This is a genomic window from Actinomadura sp. NBRC 104412 (assembly GCF_030269515.1).
Taxonomy (GTDB): Bacteria; Actinomycetota; Actinomycetes; order Streptosporangiales; family Streptosporangiaceae; genus Spirillospora.
The window spans coordinates 60,572-77,539 of record NZ_BSTM01000022.1 but is presented as its reverse complement, the minus strand read 5'-3'; the positions used below and the strand labels follow the sequence as shown (position 1 = coordinate 77,539).

Genomic DNA, 16,968 nt, shown 5'->3' with positions numbered 1-16,968 from the left:
GTTACTTCCGGTCATTCCGCGACCGGACCCGTCCCGGTCGTCAGCGGGACGGGCGGGGTTCACGGGGCAGGCCCAATGCGCGTTCGGCGAGGATGTTGCGCTGGATCTCGTCGGTGCCGCCGGCGATGCGGGTGGCGTGGACGCCGAGAACGACCTGGGACCAGGCATAGGTGCCCCAGGCGCCGGTGTCGGCGGTCAGGGACGGCCCCAGCACGTCGAGGGCGAGCCGGGCCAGCCGGCGGTCGGCGTCGGTCGCGAAGAGCTTGACCAGGCTGGCGCCGACGGCGGCGACCTCCGGCGCCGCCGTCCGCAGCGAGGCCGGCAGCACCCGGGTGATCAGGCGGCGGATGTACCCGTCGGCCAGCCGGTCACGGACGTCGGGATCGCGGGCGGCGCCGACCTCCCGGCTGAGCAGCACCAGGCGATCCAGCAGGCGGACGAACAGGTCGGCGCCGCCGTCACCGAAGTTGTCGCGCTCGCTGGTGAGCGAGACGTTCGCGACCGCCCATCCACCGCCCACCTCGCCGAGCACGGCATCGTCGTGGACGAACACATCGTCGAGGAACACCTCGCAGAAGTGGGCGGTGCCTGTCATCTGCCGCAGCGGCCGCACGGTCACGCCCGGCGACTTCATGTCGAGCAGGAACATGGTGAGCCCCCGGGTCCGGCTGTCCGGGTCCGGGGACGTCCGGGCCAGCAGCTCCCCCACGTCCGCCAGGTGCGCCCCCGACGACCAGACCTTCTGCCCGTCCACGCGCCAGCCACCGGGGACCTTGCGGGCCCGCGTCCGCAGGCTCGCCAGGTCGCTGCCCGCATCGGGCTCCGAGAACAGCTGGCACCCCACGAGATCGCCGCTCCACAGGGCCGGCAGCAGCCGCGCACGCTGCTCGTCGGTGCCGTGGACGAGCACCGCCGGGGCGATGATGTGCTGCCCCACCAGCAGCCCGCTGAGGTCGGGCACCTCGTACCGGCGCACGATCTCGGCGAAGGCCCGCCGTTCCGCGGCCCCCAGGCCCGCGCCGCCGTACTCCACCGGCCCGTCCAGCCAGGCGAGGCCGGCGTCGAAGAGCGCGCGCTGGTACTCCCGCGCCCGCCGCAGGTCACCGGCCTCATCGTCGCAATGCCGCAGCGCCGCCCCGACCAGGGAGTCGTCGCCCTGCCCGTGCCGCAGCGCGTCCGGCCGGCGCGGATAGCGTGCGGCCAGGAACGCCTCGACCCGTGCCCGGAACTCCTCGAGATCGCTCACCGGGCAGCCGCCTCCCCTCCGCCGGACCGCCCGTACCGCTCGGCGATCAGGTCGGCGATCGCGAACTTCTGCAGCTTGCCGTTGACGTTGCGCGGCATGTCCTCCATCGCGTAGAAGCGGACGGGCACCTTGTAGGCGGCCAAGCGCTCGCGGCAGTGCCGCTTCAGGGCCTCCTCGTCGAGCTCGTGGCCGGGACGGAGTTCGATCGCGGCCACCACGACCTCGCCCCAGTGCTCGTCGGGCCGGCCGACGACCGCCACCGCCGCCACCGAGGGATGCTCCAGCAGGACGGTCTCGATCTCGACGGGATACACGTTCTCCCCGCCCCGGATGATCATGTCGGACTTGCGGCCGGCCAGGAACAGGTACCCATCCTCGTCCATCCAGGCCAGGTCCCCGGCCCGGAACCAGCCGTCCACCACGGCCTCGGCGGTGCGCTCGGGATCGTCGAGGTAGCCGCTCATCACGGTCTCGGACCGGGTGGTGATCTCCCCGACCTGCCCGCGCGGGACGTCGTTGCCCTCGTCGTCGCACAGCCGCAGGTCCACCCCGTACATGGGACGGCCGATGGAGCCGAGCAGGTGCTCCTCCCCCGCCAGCGCCCGCAGGTGGTCCTCGGGGTAGAACATCGTCTGCCCCGCCGCCTCGGTGCCCGCGCCGAAGCTGTTGAAGAAGTCGCACTTGAACACGTCCATCGCGTCCCGCAGCAGGTCGATGCCGATCGGGGCGCCGCCGTACACGATGGAGCGCAGGTTCGGGTACGCCTGGTCGCGGACGCCGGGGACCTCCAGCAGCGCCTTGAGCATCGTCGGCATCAGCAGGGCCCCGGTCAGCCCGCCCGACTTCATCCACTCCACCAGGGCGCGCGGGTCGAACTGGTCCATGATCAGCGACGCGAAGCCCCGGGCGATGCCGTAGTAGATGCTGCCCATCCCGGCGGCGTGGAACATCGGCGAGGCGGTGTAGCGCAGCTCGCCGCGCTTGAATCCGAAGTCCAGCAGAGACACGTTGGTGGACACGCCGAGCATGCGCATCGACTGCATGACGCCCTTGGGACGCCCGGTCGTGCCGCTGGTGAACATGATCGAAATGATGTCCTCGGGCTGGGTCGGCACCTCCGCGTCGCCGTCGTCCGGCTGCTCCTCGATCAGGTCGGCCACCAGGGGCCGGTCGCCGAACGGGTCGAACGACGCGCGCAGCTTCATCCCGGGGCACACCTCGTCGACGGCGGCGGCCGCCTCGGCGTACCGTGCCATCGTGACAAAGCCGTCCAGCTTGGCCGCTTTGGCGAAGGTGACGATCTCGCCGGGCGCGAGCCGGTAGTTGAGCGGCACGTAGGTCGAGCCGACCTTCAGGGACGCCATCAGCAGCACCATGTAGTCGACCGAGTCCGTGGCGAGGATGCCGATGCGGTCGTGCCGCCGGATGCCGTGTGCCCGTAGCGCGCGGGCCAGCCGGTTGACCCGGCCGTTGATCTCGCCGAACGTGTGCTCCCGGCCGTCACCGGTCACCAGGCACCGCTCGTCCGGGCGGTAGCGGGCGTGCAGGGTGATCCAGTCCGCGGGCTGGAGTGAGGAGAGCTTGGCCGGTCCAGAGTCGTTCATGGCGTCTCCAACATGGCGACGAGGTGGGCGGCGATCCGAGCGCGGTGCTCACGCGGCCGGCCGAGCATCACCTCGCTCGACACCGCCCTGCGGTAGTAGAGGTGGGCGGGGTGTTCCCAGGTGAACCCGATCCCGCCGTGAACGTGGATGTTGGCCTCGGCGGCGGCCGAGAACACCTCCGAGCACAGCGCCTGCGCCGCCGCGGCCGCGACGGGGAGACCGGCACCGGTCCCTGTCTCCGTCGCGCTTGCCGAGGCGGCCGCGGTGGTGGCGTAGGCCAGCGCGGCCCGGGCGGACTCCACCGCGACGAGCTGGTCGGCGAGCAGGTGCTTGACCGCCTGGAAGCCGCCGATCGGCCGGCCGAACTGCTCGCGGGTCCGGGCGTGGGACGTGGCCATCTCCAGCACGCGCGCGGCCCCGCCGACCTGCTCGGCGGCCAGCGCCACCCCGGCCAGGTCGCACATCCGGCGGACGGCGGGCGCGGCATCGTGGCCGGGGGCGAGCAGCGTGCCCGGTGCCGACTCGAACACCACCCGCGCCTGCCGCCGGGTGAGGTCGACGCTCTGCAACGGCTCGATCCGCACACCCGGCGCGGCGGCGTCGACCTCGACCACCCCGATGCCGTGCTCGGTGCGCACCACCACCAGCAGCACGTCGGCGACCTGGGCGTCCAGCACGAACAGCTTCTCGCCGGTGACGGTGCGGGCGACTCCGGTCCCCGCGGCCGCGGCCACCGGGTCGCGGGCCTCCCACCGGGTCGGGTGCTCCACCACCGCGACGGTGGCGATGCGTTCACCGGACGCGACGCCGGGCAGCAGCCGCTCCTGGGCGTTCCGGTCGGGCAGCGCGAGCAGCAGCGTGGAGGCCATGGCGATCGAGGCGAAGAACGGCCCGCCGACCAGGGCGCGTCCCATCTCCTCGAAGACCACCAGCAGATCCGGGTAGGTGAAGCCGCCACCGCCGAGGTCCTCGGGGACGGCGAGGCCGTGCAGCCCGAGCTCCCCGGCCATCGCCTGCCACAGCTCCCTGTCGTGGCCGTCCGCGGAGCCGACGACGGCGCGCAGCCGCTCCTCGGGCCACCGCTCGGCGAAGAAGTCGCGCAGCATGCGGCGCAGCGCCGCCTGTTCCTCCGTGGGCGTCAGCAGGGCGGGCACGTCCCAGTCGCCGGTGTCCTCGCCCCCGTCCGGGACGGCGTCCGCGGTCGTGGTGCCGCCCGCGCTCATCGGGACGTCCGGGAGGCGAGCCAGTCGGCCAGGGTGTCGGCGACGACGTCGCGTGCGTCGGCCGGCTCGACGAAGTAGTGGTCGCCCGGCAGGGTGACCAGTTCCTTGTCCGTCGAGACCGCGCCGTCGTAGAGCCCCTGCGCGTCGCTGGGGAACACGCCGGTGTCGGCGTCCGGCTGGATCACGAGCGTCGGCAGGTCCAGCCGCTGTAGGTGCTTGGCCGCGACGCAGTCGGACTCCTGTAGGCTGAACATGTTGAGCCAGGTCCGCATGGTCGACACCACGCCGACGCCGAAGACGCCGTAGTTGGCGCGCTTGGGATCGCCGAAGTAGCACATCGGGGTCGGCCGGTTGGACGGGTCGATGGTGGGATCCAGGTAACGCAGGTCGGCCCAGGTGCGCGACATGGAGAAAATCCGGTCCCGGGCGGGCCGGTCCGCCATCGCCGCGAGCCGCTCCTTGCACCACGCGGTCAGCCGGTCGTTACGCGCGACCTGGGCCGCCCGGTAGCGGGCGACGAACTCCGGGGAGTACGACGGGCCGTGCGCGGGGTCGTACATGTCGAGCTCGGGATCGACGGAGTTGGGGTCGGTCTCGTCCAGCACCGACGGGTCCATCGTGCGGGTGATCCACTCCGGCCGGCCGGGATGCGCCGCCAAGAAGATCATCAGATCGGCGGGCGGCAGGTGCAGCGCCGGCTCGAAGACCTGGTCACGGCCGTACGGCGGGCGGATATTGGGCTCGCGTGACTGGGAATGGTACGCGGTCATCAGCGAGCCGCCGCCGGAGTTGCCGAGCAGCACCACCTGCTCCACGCTCTGCGACCGCAGCCACGACACGCCGACGCCGATCTCTGCCAGCGCGTGGTCGAGGGTGAAGAAATGCTCGGCGCCGCGGAACCGGGTGTTCCATCCGAGGAAGCCGTAGCCGCGCTCGGCCATCCGGGTCGCGATGTAGTGCTCGCTGAAGTCGACGTTGTAGTGGGTGGCGATCAGCGCGGTCTTCGGTTTCCTGCCCGCCGGCGTGTAGTAGATGCCCTGGAGCGGGTGGCCGCCCGCCCCCGCCCGGCCGATGGCCGGGGAGGGAAGGCCGATGAACTCGCGGTCGATGTTCGTCACTGTGGGTCCTTCGCGTCACGAGCGTGGCCACCGCCACGCCAGCGGTCGTGGTGGACGACGTCATCCAGGGGGCGGCGCCGGACCGGCCCGAACGGGCGGTCCGGCCAGCCGACCGGGATCATGGTCCCGATATGGACGTCGTCGGGGAGGCCGAGTATGTCGCGCACGGCCTGCTCGTTGCCGACGTGCATCATGGTGAGCGTCGCGCCCAGGCCGAGCGAGCGCGCGGCGACCAGCACGTTCTGGCTGGCGGTGTTCACCGCGGACCACAGGTACCGCGGGTCCGGGCCGCGCTCGGGATACGAGTGCTCGGCGCACACCACCAGCAGCACCGGGGCGTCCGCGACGGAGACGACCAGGTGGCGTGCCTCGGCGCGGATGTGCGCGTCGCGATCGTCGGCGGGCTCGCCGAGGGAGTCGATCCAGCGGACGAACCGTTCCAGGGCTCTGCCGATCGCGGCCTTCTGGCCGTCGTCGCGGACCACGACGAACCGCCACAACTGGCTGTTGTTCGGACTCGCCGCGCGGGTGCCGGCCCATACCAGCGCGCGGACGAGCGCATCGGGGACCGGGTCGGGGCGCAGCCGCCGCATCGCCCGGGCGGACCCGATCATGCGCAGCGTCTCGTTCGGCTCCACACCGGGAGGGAAGTCGTCCAGCCCGGCGGGCGCGGCGCCGGTCCGTTCGACGGCGCTCACGCGAGGACGGTCCGTTCCGCCGCCGCGTACCGGACGATCGACATTTGGGTGACCTCGAGGTCCTTGAGCGCCCGGCTCCAGTCGCGGTAGTGCGCGGCCCGGACGTGGGCGTCGAGCGCGGCCTGGTCGGCCCACTCCTCGAAGACCTCGAAGCGCCCGGGCCGCTCGATGCTCTGCGCGAAACGGTAGTCCACGCAGCCGGGCTCGCGGCGGGTGGCGTCCACCAGGCGGCGGGTCAGCGTGGTGAAGCGGTCGGCGTCCGCGGGCGCGACCTCCATGATCCCACTGACGACGATCACAAGTACCTCCTCGGGAAGCGGGACCCGGCGTGGCCGGGCACCGCGGGGACGGGAACGGGTGGCGGGACATGGGGTCAGGAGCCGGGCCTGCGCTGGAGGAAGGTGCTCAGGGCCACCGCGACGATGAGCACGGCACCGTTGATCACCTGGGTCCAGGTGTACTCGACGCCGCCGACCACCAGGCCGTCGGTGACGTAGACCAGCGCGATGCTGCCGCCCACGGTGCCCCAGATGTGGAAGCGGCCGCGGGAGAGGATGACCGTGGAGAGGAAGGCGCCGGCGTACGCGGGCAGCAGCAGCGGGTCGGCCACGCCCGGCGAGGCGCTGCCCTGCTGGGAGGCGATCAGGATGCCGGCCAGCGCGGCGATCGTCCCGGAGAAGACGAACAGGCACGCCGAGATGAGATCGGTGCGGATCCCGGCGAACGCCGCGGCGCTGGGGTTGCCGCCCACGGCGTAGATCGCATGTCCGATGGCGGTGTACTTCATGACCGTCCACACCAGCAGCGTGAGCACCAGAATGATCACGATCATCCAGTCGAACTCGGCGGTCAGGCCCAGCGCCCAGGCGCCGCCGACCAGCAGCACGCCGACCAGGCCGAGGACCGTTCCCTGGATCCGGCGGCGCGCGTCGGGGCCGGGGAAGCGCTGGTCGAGCGAGATGAGCATGGCGGCGACCACGGCGGCGGTGACCAGGACGCTCACGGCGGGCGGAACCTTGTTCTGGAAGTCGCCCAGCGATCCGGCACCGGAGAACCAGCCGGGCAGCGGCCCGGAGCCCGGCGTCGGGCCGACCACCTCGCCCGCGGAGTAGACGACCGTGAACCCGGTGATGAGGCCGCCGGTGCCGAGCGTGGCGATGAACGCGTTGATGCGGAACCTGGTCACCAGGATGCCGTTCAACAGACCGGCGACCGCGCCCATCAGGAGGGTGAGCACCAGGGCGGCGGCCATGGGCAGCCCGGCGTCGATGAACGCGCCCACCGTCAGGAAGCAGCCCGCCGTGGCCACCGCGGCGACGCTGAGGTCGAACCGGTGGCCGCACATGCAGACGGCGACGGCGACGGCCAGTACGAGCTGCGGGGCGCTGCGGCTGACGTCGAAGGAGAGCCGGGTGACGTCGTAGAACCCGCCCCGCAGCCACAGGGCGTAGACGAGGAAGACCACGCCGAAGGCGGCGACGGTGGCCACGCTGGCCCCGGTCTCCCGCCAGGGGTTCCGGCCGGTCGGCCCGGCGTCCGGAGGCGGCTGCGCGGACGCTCCATCGCCGGACGAGCCGGCCTCGCCGACGGCGGTGCCGGGCGACTCGGTTTCGTCGATGGACATCGGGGCCTCCCGTTCAGGCAAGCTCGGTGGACAGTTCGGAAAAACGGTCGGAAGGCAGCCACTCCGAGACCGTGCCGCCGGCGGTGAGCACGCCGACCGTGTCGGCCAGCGCGGCGATGTCCTCGTAGTCGGTGGTGGCCACCAGCACGCCGGTGCCTCCGGCGGCCATCCGGCGGACCTGCCCGTAGATCTCCCGCCGGGTCGCGACGTCGACGCCGCGGGTCGGTTCGCACAGGACCAGCAGCCGCGGGCGGCGCATGAGCGCGCGGGCGAACAGGGTCTTCTGCTGATTGCCCCCGGACAGCTCGGACACGGCGGCGTCCAGCCGGTGCGGGACGACGCCGAGCGCGGCCACCGCGTCATCGCAGTCGCGCCGCATCTGCCGCACCCTGAGCAGTCCGGTGCGCCCGCGCCAGCGGGCCCATCCACCGACCGCGACGTTGAACAGCACGGTGTCCTCGGCGAACACCCCTTCGGTCTCGCGCTGGGCGGGCACGCACGCCCGGGACACCCCGTCCGGGACGTGGACGGTGCCGGCGTCCGGGGTGAGCAGTCCCGCCGCGGCGTAGGCGACCTCGTGCAGCCCCGATCCCAGCGGGCCGGTGAGCGCCGTGATCCGTCCCTCGGTGACGGTCAGGTCGATCGGGCCGGCGGCGCCGGCGTGCACGCCCCGCAGCTCGCACACCACGTCGCCGCCGCTGGAGGCGGCGGGATCCGCGGACTGCGCGAGAGGGCCGGCCGGGCGTTTCCGGCTCATCGCGTCGACCAGGTCGTCCCGGGTGATGCCTTCCGCGCCGGCGTCCAGCACCACCTTCCCGTCGCTGAGCACGACGTAGCGGGTCGCCGCGCCGATCACCTCGTCCAGCTTGTGGGTGACCATCAGCACCGTCGCGCCGAGCCCGGCGGCCACCCGGAGCCGCTCGACCACCCAGCGCGCCTCGTGCGGGTGCAGGCCGGCGGTGACCTCGTCGATGAGGACGGTGTCGGCGCCGCGATACAGCGTCCTGCCGACGGCGACCATCGCCCGCCGGCCCAGGTTCAGCGAGGACACCAGGGCGTGAGGATCGATCGAGGTGAGGCCGACGGCCCGCAACGCCTCGGTGGTGAGCCGCGCCTCGGCGCGCGGGCTGACCAGCCGCCGGGGCGCGCCCAGGAACAGGTTCTCCGCGACCGTCATGCCGTCCACCAGGCCGAGGTCCTGATGGACGACGCCCAGCCCGGCCCGGCCCCCGCGGATCGCGATGGTGCCCTCGTCGGCCGGGTACACCCCGTCGAGAAGCTTGACCAGGGTGGACTTGCCCGCGCCGTTCGGGCCGAGCAGGGCCACGAACTCGCCGCGGGAGAAGGCGCAGCTGATCCCGCGCAGCGCCTGGGTGCGCCCGAAGCGCTTGCGCACGCCGGCGACCTCGATCATGAGGTCGTCCGGGGCGTCGGGGGCGAGGGTCGAGATCACCATCGGCGGTCCCTTCGGAATGCGGTCGCGGGGTCGTGTGCGGTGCCGTTCGCGGGGCCGGTCACAGCACCAGATGTCCCGCATCGACGGGGAGGATGACCCCGGTGATGTTGGCCGCCGCGCGCGAGGCGAGGAAGCACACCGCCCGGGCGACGTCGTCCGGCAGGCTCGGCCGCCTGATCGGCATGTCCTGCGCGCGGGTGGAGAAGTAGTCGGTGCCGTTCTCCAGGTCCAGATCGCCGAACCGGGCGACCAGACCCTCGGTGACCACGGCGCCCGGCGCCACCGCTACGGCGCGGACGCCGTACGGCCCCAGTTCGACGGCCAGTGCCTTGGTCAGGCCCTGGACGCCGTGCTTGGCCGAGGCGTAGTGGGCCAGGCCCGGGGGCCGGCCGACCCGGAAGCCGGCGACCGAGCTGATGTTGACGATCACACCTTCCAGGCCGGCGGCCCGGACGGCGAGGCCGGCGGCCCGCGAGCCGTAGAACGTCGCCGTGAGATCGAGGCCGACCACCCGGTCCCACTCCGCGTCGGTCAGCTCGTGCAGCGGGTGCGAGGGATAGATCCCGGCGGCGTTGACCCAGATCAGCCGGCGTACGCCGGTGGTGAGCACGGTGCCGGCCAGTTCGGCCAGCGCGGCGCTGTCCCGCACGTCGAGCACCCGCGCCGTCACGTCGGCCCCGTGCCGCCCGGCCAGTTCGGCCGCGGTCGCGGTGACCGCTGGGTCGATGTCGACCAGGGTCACCGCGGCGCCCAACTCGGCCAGCCGGCCGGCGATCCCCCGGCCGATCCCCTGGGCGCCGCCTGTGACCACGGCCGCGGCGTCGTCGAACCGGAGGAGGGAGGCGAAGGGGCTGGCGGCGTACTCGTAGGAGTCGCGCAGCAGTTCCTGCGTCGTCTTCATCCTCGGTCCCTTCCTGTCCCGTTCCGGTGGGGTGCCGCCTGGGCGGGCGGGGGGCTCGGTCGATGCGCGGGTCAGGCCGCGGTCATCGGCCCCAGAGCTCGGCGAACTTCGCCTTGTAGTCGAACTTCGGGAGGACGAAGATGTTGCCCTTCGTGTACCTGCCGTAGGTCGACTTGTCGATCAGCGCGACCGGCATCTCGTCGGCCTTCCAGGGCTGCTTGCCGGCCAGTAGCCGGGCGAGCTGGTCGACCGAGGCCCAGCCGTAGAGCGGGGTGGAGATCAGCACGTCCGCCTTCGCGACGGCCGGCCGGCCGTTGCCGACCATGTCGACGAAGGGGGAGAGCGCCCCGAGGCCGACGACGGCGAAGTCGGACCGTCCCATCTGGGCGGCGGAGTTGGCGAGCACCGAGGCCGGGGTGTCGAACGGCATCAGCACCGAGCTCACGGTGCCCTGCCGGTACTTGTTCAGCAGCGAGGTGAAGATCGGGGCGTTGGGCATCGCCGCCTGGGCGAGCAGCAGCGACGGTGTCTCCACCTTGCAGTCCGGGCACATCTCTTTGACCGCGCGGGCGGCCTCGGCCATCTGCTCCTCGGACTGCTTGAACTCGGTGTTCTGGTACACCACGACGGTGTCGCCAGGCTTGGCCAGCGAGGCGGCGTACGCGGCCTGGGCGCGCCCGGCCGCCTGGTCGTCGTTGCCGACGCCGACCATGCCCTGCGGCAGGCCGGGGCCGCACAGCGCGCACACAACCGGGATCTTGGCGTCGGCGGCGGCCTTGACCGCCGCGGCGACGGCCGAGGGGGTGATGGAGACCAGGATGATGCCGTCGACCTTGTCCAGCACCGCCTTCTCGATCAGCTGTGCCTGCGTGGTGGGGGTGAACTTGCCGTCACCGGGCTTGTCGGCCGTCCATCCGATCCGCTTGACGGCGTCCATGGCGCTCTGCGCCAGCACCGAGGGTCCCGGGGAGGCCAGCCCGCTGGCGATCACGGCGACCCGGTGCGTGCCCGGGCTGACCGGCTCGGTCGGCATCGGGAACTCGACGTCGCCGGCGAGCAGCTTCGTGACCTCCGCAGCCGCCTTCTCGTTGGAGATCCCGGCCGAGTCGCCGGATCCGGACTGCCGCGTCTCCGCGCGGCCCCCGCCACAGGCGGTCAGGAGCAGCACCGCCGCCACCAGCGTGGCGCCCATTCTCAGGGATCTTATGGTCATCTGAAGCCCTTTCCGACTAGATACCGCAGGACTCCACTGAACGAAGTACGGAGAGTCGCGGCTGCCGGCCTAAAGTCTGACTATCTATCAGATATCCGCCATGTAACCGCAGTCACATGGCGGGTGTCAACGCCTCGATCGGAAGCCGTTTCCGGCGTACTTCAGCAGGTCGAGGGCATCGCAGCGTGCCCGGGCGGGCACCTCCGCCCGGGCATGCCGAAGGGCCGGTCGCCGCCGGACGGCGAAGAAGGCGCGGCGGCGGCGGCCTTGAAGATCGCCTGAGGAATCGCAGGGAGAAGGGTCGGAACCGTGGCCCGCGCCCCCTTCTCGCCGAACGACCGCCAGGCTCTCGAAAATTTATGACAATGCGTCAGATTTCCCTAGATCATCGACGCGGTCGCGGCGGCGCCCCGCCCGCTCAGCGGGCGTAGAGCGCCGCGACGCCGGCCGTGATCGTCTCTGCCTGTCTGCCCCCGGCATCGAGCAGCACCTGGTTGGTCTTGGCACGGCGGTAGTAAAGGTGCGCCGGGTGTTCCCAGGTGAACCCGATACCGCCATGCAGGTGGATCGCTTCGCCGGCGATCCGGAAGGCCGCCGCGCCGCACCGCCGCCGCGCCACCGCCAGCGCCGCGTCCCGCAGCGGCGGGTCCGCCCCCGCCGACCGGGCCGCGAAGGCGAGCGCTGAGCGGGCGGACTCCAGCGTCACGTACAGGTCGGCGAGCTGGTGCTTGACCCCCTGGAAGGCACCGATGACCTGGCCGAACTGCTCGCGCACCTTGACATGGGAGACGGTCAGGTCCAGGGCCTCGGCCGCGACGCCGACGCACTCGGCCGCCAGTGCCAGCGCCCCGCCCGCCTCCATCGCGTCCCGTGCGCGCTCGGCCTCCGCGTCCCGGGCCAGCACGACGGCCGCGGCGTCCTCCAGCCGCAGCGTCGCGAAACCGCGGGTGAGGTCGATCGTGGTCATCGGCTCGGCGGTCGCGCCGGCGGTGCCGGACCGCACCAAGGCCAGCACCGTCCGCCCGCCGGCGCCCGCCGGGACCAGCCAGGAGTCGGCGGCGGCGCCCGCGAGCACCGCGGGCACCACGCCGGTGACCGTCCCCTCGTCCCCGCCTCCGGTGAGGACGGGCGGTGCCGCTTGCGGGTCGTACCAGCGGGCATCGGCCGGCACGACCACCGACGTCCCGGCCGCGATCTCGGTGAGCATGGCGCGTACCCGCCCATCGCGGGCCAGGGTCAGCAGCCCCGGGACGGCCTGCCCCACGACCGGCAGGAACGGCCCGCCGTGCAGGGCACGGCCCATCTCCTCGTGGACGACCAGTTCCGCCTCGAGATCCAGGCCGGTGCCGCCGAGGTCCTCGGGCACCCGCACGCCCTGGAGCCCGAGCCGCCGCGCCATGTCCGTCCAGACGCGCCGGTCGGGCGCTGCCGACGCGGCCGCCTCGTGCTCGTCCGCGCCGCGGGGGGTGGACGCGCGGACGAAGCGGCGGGTGGCCTCCCGCAGTTCCCGCAGCTCCGCGGCCGAGATCATCGCTCCGTCTCCGCGACCGACTCCACGACCTTGCCGTCCGGCGTGATGCCCGCGGTCTCGTACGCGAGGGCCTTGGCGGCCTCCATGTCGTAGTTCTTGGTGACGACGACCTTCTGCGCGTACAGGCCCCCGCCGGCCTGGATCACCGTGACATGCTTCCAGCCGCCGAAGGCGTCCGCGGTGAAGTCGCGGATGGTGTGGAAGAGCCGCATCCGGTACTCGGCGTCGACACCCTCCATGGTGCGCATGTACTTGCGCAGGTCCGGCCCGGTCTCGGGGTTGCGCAGGTCGGCCGGGGACGGCGCGGTGAGCACCGAGCCGCCGGCGATGTCGTGCAGGTGGCGCACCATCAGGCTGAACTGCTCGGCGGCGTGGTACTTGGCGGCGTTGGTGAACAGCTCGTCCGGCGACGCCCAGCCCTCGGGGGTGAACGTCGCGTGGTGCATCGCCGCCTCGAACCCGGCCCGGATCAGGGTGGCGTAGGTGATCATCTCGGCGATCTTGTCCTTGATATGGCCGATCCGCTGCAGCCCGTTGGCCTCCGCCACCAGTTGGGCGAGCCCCACCAGCGTGTCGGCGAGGCGGACGTAGCTGCCGACGCTGCCGAGCCGCTCCCAGAGCCCCAGGGCGTGCGCGAACGTCGCCGAATGCTCGACCTCCCCCGCGAGGAACACCCGCTCGTTGGGGACGAACACGTCGTCGAAGACCACGAACCCCTCCGACATGACGTTCCGCGAGCTGTAGGGGTACAGGTCGGGGTCCAGGTCCGGGCGCGGGGCGAAGGAGGCGTTGATGACGCGGACGCCGGGCGCGTTGACCGGCACCGCCGCCGCGACGGCGTAGTCCTCCTCGCCGGGCTTCATCCGCTTGGTCGGCATCACCATCAGCTCGTGGCAGATCGCGGCCGAGCTGATGTGCAGCTTGGCACCGCGGATGACGATGCCGTCCGGCTGCCGGTCGACAATCCGGACATACAGGTCGGGGTCGTCCTGCGCGCCCGGCGGGAGCGCCCGGTTGCCCTTGGCGTCGGTGATCGTCTGGACGAGCCGGATGTCGCGGCGCTTGCTCTCCTCGAAGTAGGCCAGGGCGCGCTCGGCGTACCGAGGGTGGTCCGCGCGCATCCGGCTGGCCGCGGTCAGCACCATCAGCAGGCCGTTGGAGGTCGAGATGGTCGGGAAGTCCCAGTGCAGTTGGCGTTCCTGGGCGGCGCGTAGTTCCTCGACCGAGGTCGGGATGAAGAAATAGGGCCCGAACGCGTCGTCGCCGGGCTGGTAGTGCCGGTCGTAGCCGCGGGCGGCGGCCAGGACGGCGCCCCGCAGCAGCGGTTCCTTGGTCACGTCGGGGACGGAGTGGCCGTTGATGAACAGCCGACGGCCGTCACGGAGGGATTCGAGGTACTGGTCACCGGTGAGCATCAGGCTGTCCTCGCGGTCGCTGGGAGTCACGGGCATGCGCAGGGCACGGCTTGGGGCTCGTCCATGCGCGAGATCTCCGGTCCGGGCCACGGCTCTTCCCGATGGCACGGCCCGGATATGGGGGTCATGAGGTCGTGGAACGGTCCGGGCTCGGGGGACGCGGGTCACGGGGCAGCCCGAGCACGCGTTCGGCGATGATGTTCTTCTGGATCTCGTCGCTGCCGCCGGCGATGCGGTGCGCCGGGGCGCCCAGCAGGAGCTGGCTCCACGCGTAGGTGCCCCACTCGCCGTGGTCGACGACCATCCGCGGGCCCAGGATCCGTGTGGCGACGGCGATCCAGAACTCCATGTCGGCGGTGCTCAGCAGCTTCAGCACCGACCCGGCCTGGGCCTCGGCCGGCGCGGTCAGGCTGCGCCGGGCCGTCTCACGGACGATCTGCTCGCGTTCCCATGCCTCGGCGAGCAGCTCGCGGACGACCGGGTCGGCGTCCGCGCCGGTCGCGGCGGCCAGCGCGTACAGCCGCCGGACCGGGTCGTTCACCAGGCCGTTGTGCTCGTCGCCCATCAGCGTCCGCTCGCTGGTGAGCGTGGTCAGCGCGACCGGCCAGCCGCCGTCGACCGGGCCGAGCCGCTGCGCGTCGGGCACCCGTACCCGGTCCAGGAACACCTCGTTGAAGTGCTCGGATCCGGTGATCTGCCGCAGCGGCCGCACGTCCACGCCGGGCGCCTGCATGTCGACCAGGAACGCGGTGATGCCGCGGTGCCGGTCGGCCTGGTCACCGGTGCGGGCCAGCAACTCGCCGAGCTGGGCCAGGTGGGCGTAGGACGACCAGACCTTCTGGCCGTCGATCACCCACCCGTCGCCGTCGCGGCGCGCGGTGGTCCGCAGCCCGGCCAGGTCCGAGCCCGCGTCGGGCTCGGAGAACAGCTGGCAGCAGATGAGGTCGCCGCGCCAGATCCCTGGCAGGTACGCCGCCCGCTGCTCCGCTGTGCCGTGCGCCAGGATCGCCGGAGCGACGATGTCGTGGCCCACCATGAAGCAGGCCGTGTTGGGCACCTCATACTCGCGCAGCACCGCGTGGACCCGATCGCGGTGGGCTTGGCCCAGCCCACGGCCGCCGTACTCCACGGGACCGTCGACCCAGGCCAGACCCGCGTCGAAGAGCTCGCGCTGCCAGGCACGGGCGGCCTCGACCTCGGCCGCCTCGGCCTCGCCGCGCCGTAGCCCGACGCCCATCACGTCGTCGGGCCCCTCCCCCGCGGCGGCCGGGGCCCGGCGGGGCACCCTCGCGGCCGCGAAGGCGTGCGCCTCGGCGGCGATCTCCTCCAGGGTCGGAACGGTCCGCGGCCCGGTCGTCATGCGATCACCCCCTGGGCGAGCCACTCACGCAGCACCGCCTTGTGGATCTTGCCGGTGGAGTTGCGCGGCATGTCGTCCACCACGACCACCCGCGTCGGGATCTTGTAGGCGGCCAGCCGGCCGCGGCAGTGCGCGCGGAGCTCGGCGGCGGTCAGGCCGCCGTCCCGGTGACCGTCCTTGAGCGTCACCACGGCGGTGACCACCTGCCCCCAGTGGTGGTCGGGTTCGCCCACGATCGCGATCTCCGCGATCCGCGGATGGTCGCCGGCCACGTCCTCGATCTCGACCGGGTACACGTTCTCCCCGCCGCGCACGATCATGTCGTCGGCCCGGCCCGCCAGGTGGAAGTAGCCCTCGGTGTCCTTCCAGGCCAGGTCGCCGGCGCGGAACCAGCCGTCCCGCACCACCCGGGTGGTCAGCTCCGGCTGTCCCAGATAGCCGCTCATGACGGTGTCGCCCCGGCTGGCGATCTCGCCCACCTCGCCATCCGGGACCTCCAGGCCGTCCGGGCCGAGCAGCCGCACATCGCAGCCGTACGCCGGTCTGCCGATCGACCCGAGCAGCCACTCCTCGCCGGCCAGCGCGCGGCGGTGGTCCTCGGGCCGCAGCACCAGTTGCCCACCGGCCTCGGTACCGGCGCCGAAGCCGTTGTGCAGGTCGCAGTCGAAGACCTCGGCCATCTCCCGGATCACCGAAGGCGGCATCGGGGCGCCGCCGTACATGATCGATCGAAGGCGGGGGTAGCGGGTCGCCCGGACCCGCGGGTGCGCGAGCAGCTGAATGATCATGCTGGGGACGAGCATCGCCTGCCGGACCCGGCCGGACTGCAGCCAGCGCAGACCCAGGTCGACGTCCCACTGCGGAAGCACCACCGAGCCCGCGCCGCGGGAGACGCCGTAGAAGACATGGCCGATGCCACCGGCGTGGAAGAGCGGCGCGCCCGACATCAGCAGGTCGCCCGGCCGGATGCCGAGCTCCGCCACGCCGGACCCGGTGATCGCCTTGATCATCCGTTGTGACTGCATGACCCCCTTGGGCGTCCCGGTGGTCCCGCTGGTGAAGGAGATGCTGAGGATGTCGTCGTCGCCTGTGACGGACTCGATCTCCCCACCATCCGGACCCGAGGCCAGGAACTCCTCGTAGGACGGGAGACCGTCCGCCGAGGTGTCGAAGGTGATCCGGGCACGGACGTGGGCGGCGGCCTCGGGGAAGCAGCCCTCGATGGCCTCCTCGTACCGGCCGCTGAGAAAGACCACCTTGGCCTGGCTGGCGCCCAGCACCGTGCGCACCTCGGCCGGGGCGAGCCGGAAGTTGAGCGCCACGTAGGTCGCCCCCAGCTTCATGCAGGCCAGAACCACCTCGACGTAGTCGCAGGAGTCCGTGGCCATGATCGCGACCCGGTCGCCGCGTCCGACGCCCAGTGTCCGAAGCGCCCGCACCAGGCGGGTCACCCGGCCGTCGACCTCGGTGAAGGTCCGGACCTCGCCCTCGGCGGACACCAGGCACTCGGTGTCCGGGGCGGACCGTGCGTTCAGCGTCACCCAGTCACCTGGGGCCAGCCCTGACAGTTGCATGTCCC

General features: G+C 72.3%; 14 protein-coding genes. All 14 read right to left on the bottom strand.

From position 1 onward, the window contains the following. Positions 1 to 40: 40 nt before the first annotated feature. Entirely contained in the window at positions 41 to 1,246 is a 1,206-nt protein-coding gene (locus QSK21_RS24895; RefSeq protein ID WP_285699339.1) for an acyl-CoA dehydrogenase family protein, read from the bottom strand. Continuing rightward, positions 1,243 to 2,850: a class I adenylate-forming enzyme family protein gene (locus QSK21_RS24890; RefSeq protein WP_285699338.1), complete on the bottom strand. Its 1,608-nt coding sequence runs from the start codon at positions 2,848 to 2,850 to the stop codon at positions 1,243 to 1,245. The genes QSK21_RS24895 and QSK21_RS24890 overlap by 4 nt, the downstream gene beginning before the upstream one ends. Beyond that, entirely contained in the window at positions 2,847 to 4,073 is a 1,227-nt protein-coding gene (locus tag QSK21_RS24885) for an acyl-CoA dehydrogenase family protein (protein ID WP_285699337.1), read from the bottom strand. The genes QSK21_RS24890 and QSK21_RS24885 overlap by 4 nt, the downstream gene beginning before the upstream one ends. Further along, positions 4,070 to 5,191, bottom strand: coding sequence for an alpha/beta hydrolase (locus QSK21_RS24880; RefSeq protein ID WP_285699336.1), 1,122 nt, complete (start codon positions 5,189 to 5,191; stop codon positions 4,070 to 4,072). Before QSK21_RS24880 ends, QSK21_RS24885 begins: the two co-directional genes overlap by 4 nt. After that, positions 5,188 to 5,889 carry a nitroreductase family protein gene (locus QSK21_RS24875; protein WP_285699335.1) on the bottom strand — a complete coding sequence of 234 codons (702 nt, stop codon included), beginning with the start codon at positions 5,887 to 5,889 and terminating at the stop codon, positions 5,188 to 5,190. Before QSK21_RS24875 ends, QSK21_RS24880 begins: the two co-directional genes overlap by 4 nt. Beyond that, positions 5,886 to 6,188, bottom strand: a complete 303-nt coding sequence (locus QSK21_RS24870) for a putative quinol monooxygenase (RefSeq protein WP_285699334.1) — start codon at positions 6,186 to 6,188, stop codon at positions 5,886 to 5,888. The genes QSK21_RS24875 and QSK21_RS24870 overlap by 4 nt, the downstream gene beginning before the upstream one ends. Positions 6,189 to 6,262: 74 nt before the next feature. Further along, a complete protein-coding gene (locus QSK21_RS24865) occupies positions 6,263 to 7,513 on the bottom strand; it encodes an ABC transporter permease (protein ID WP_285699333.1) in 1,251 nt (416 codons plus the stop codon). 13 nt (positions 7,514 to 7,526) lie between these two features. After that, the gene (locus QSK21_RS24860; RefSeq protein WP_285699332.1) at positions 7,527 to 8,969 is read right to left on the bottom strand and encodes an ATP-binding cassette domain-containing protein; all 1,443 of its coding nucleotides are present in this window, start codon (positions 8,967 to 8,969) and stop codon (positions 7,527 to 7,529) included. A gap of 58 nt (positions 8,970 to 9,027) precedes the next feature. Then, positions 9,028 to 9,870 (bottom strand): SDR family NAD(P)-dependent oxidoreductase, encoded by an 843-nt coding sequence (locus QSK21_RS24855; protein WP_285699331.1) that lies wholly within the window; start codon positions 9,868 to 9,870, stop codon positions 9,028 to 9,030. 82 nt (positions 9,871 to 9,952) lie between these two features. After that, positions 9,953 to 11,083, bottom strand: coding sequence for a sugar ABC transporter substrate-binding protein (locus QSK21_RS24850; protein ID WP_285699330.1), 1,131 nt, complete (start codon positions 11,081 to 11,083; stop codon positions 9,953 to 9,955). A 418-nt stretch (positions 11,084 to 11,501) separates the two neighbouring features. Further along, a complete protein-coding gene (locus tag QSK21_RS24845) occupies positions 11,502 to 12,614 on the bottom strand; it encodes an acyl-CoA dehydrogenase family protein (RefSeq protein ID WP_285699329.1) in 1,113 nt (370 codons plus the stop codon). Beyond that, complete coding sequence (locus QSK21_RS24840) at positions 12,611 to 14,065, bottom strand: 4-hydroxyphenylacetate 3-hydroxylase N-terminal domain-containing protein (RefSeq protein WP_285699328.1); 1,455 nt, start codon at positions 14,063 to 14,065, stop codon at positions 12,611 to 12,613. Before QSK21_RS24840 ends, QSK21_RS24845 begins: the two co-directional genes overlap by 4 nt. Before the next feature lie 88 nt (positions 14,066 to 14,153). Next, the gene (locus QSK21_RS24835; RefSeq protein ID WP_285699327.1) at positions 14,154 to 15,389 is read right to left on the bottom strand and encodes an acyl-CoA dehydrogenase family protein; all 1,236 of its coding nucleotides are present in this window, start codon (positions 15,387 to 15,389) and stop codon (positions 14,154 to 14,156) included. After that, positions 15,386 to 16,963, bottom strand: a complete 1,578-nt coding sequence (locus QSK21_RS24830; RefSeq protein WP_285699326.1) for a class I adenylate-forming enzyme family protein — start codon at positions 16,961 to 16,963, stop codon at positions 15,386 to 15,388. The genes QSK21_RS24835 and QSK21_RS24830 overlap by 4 nt, the downstream gene beginning before the upstream one ends. Between the last annotated feature and the right edge of the window lie 5 nt (positions 16,964 to 16,968).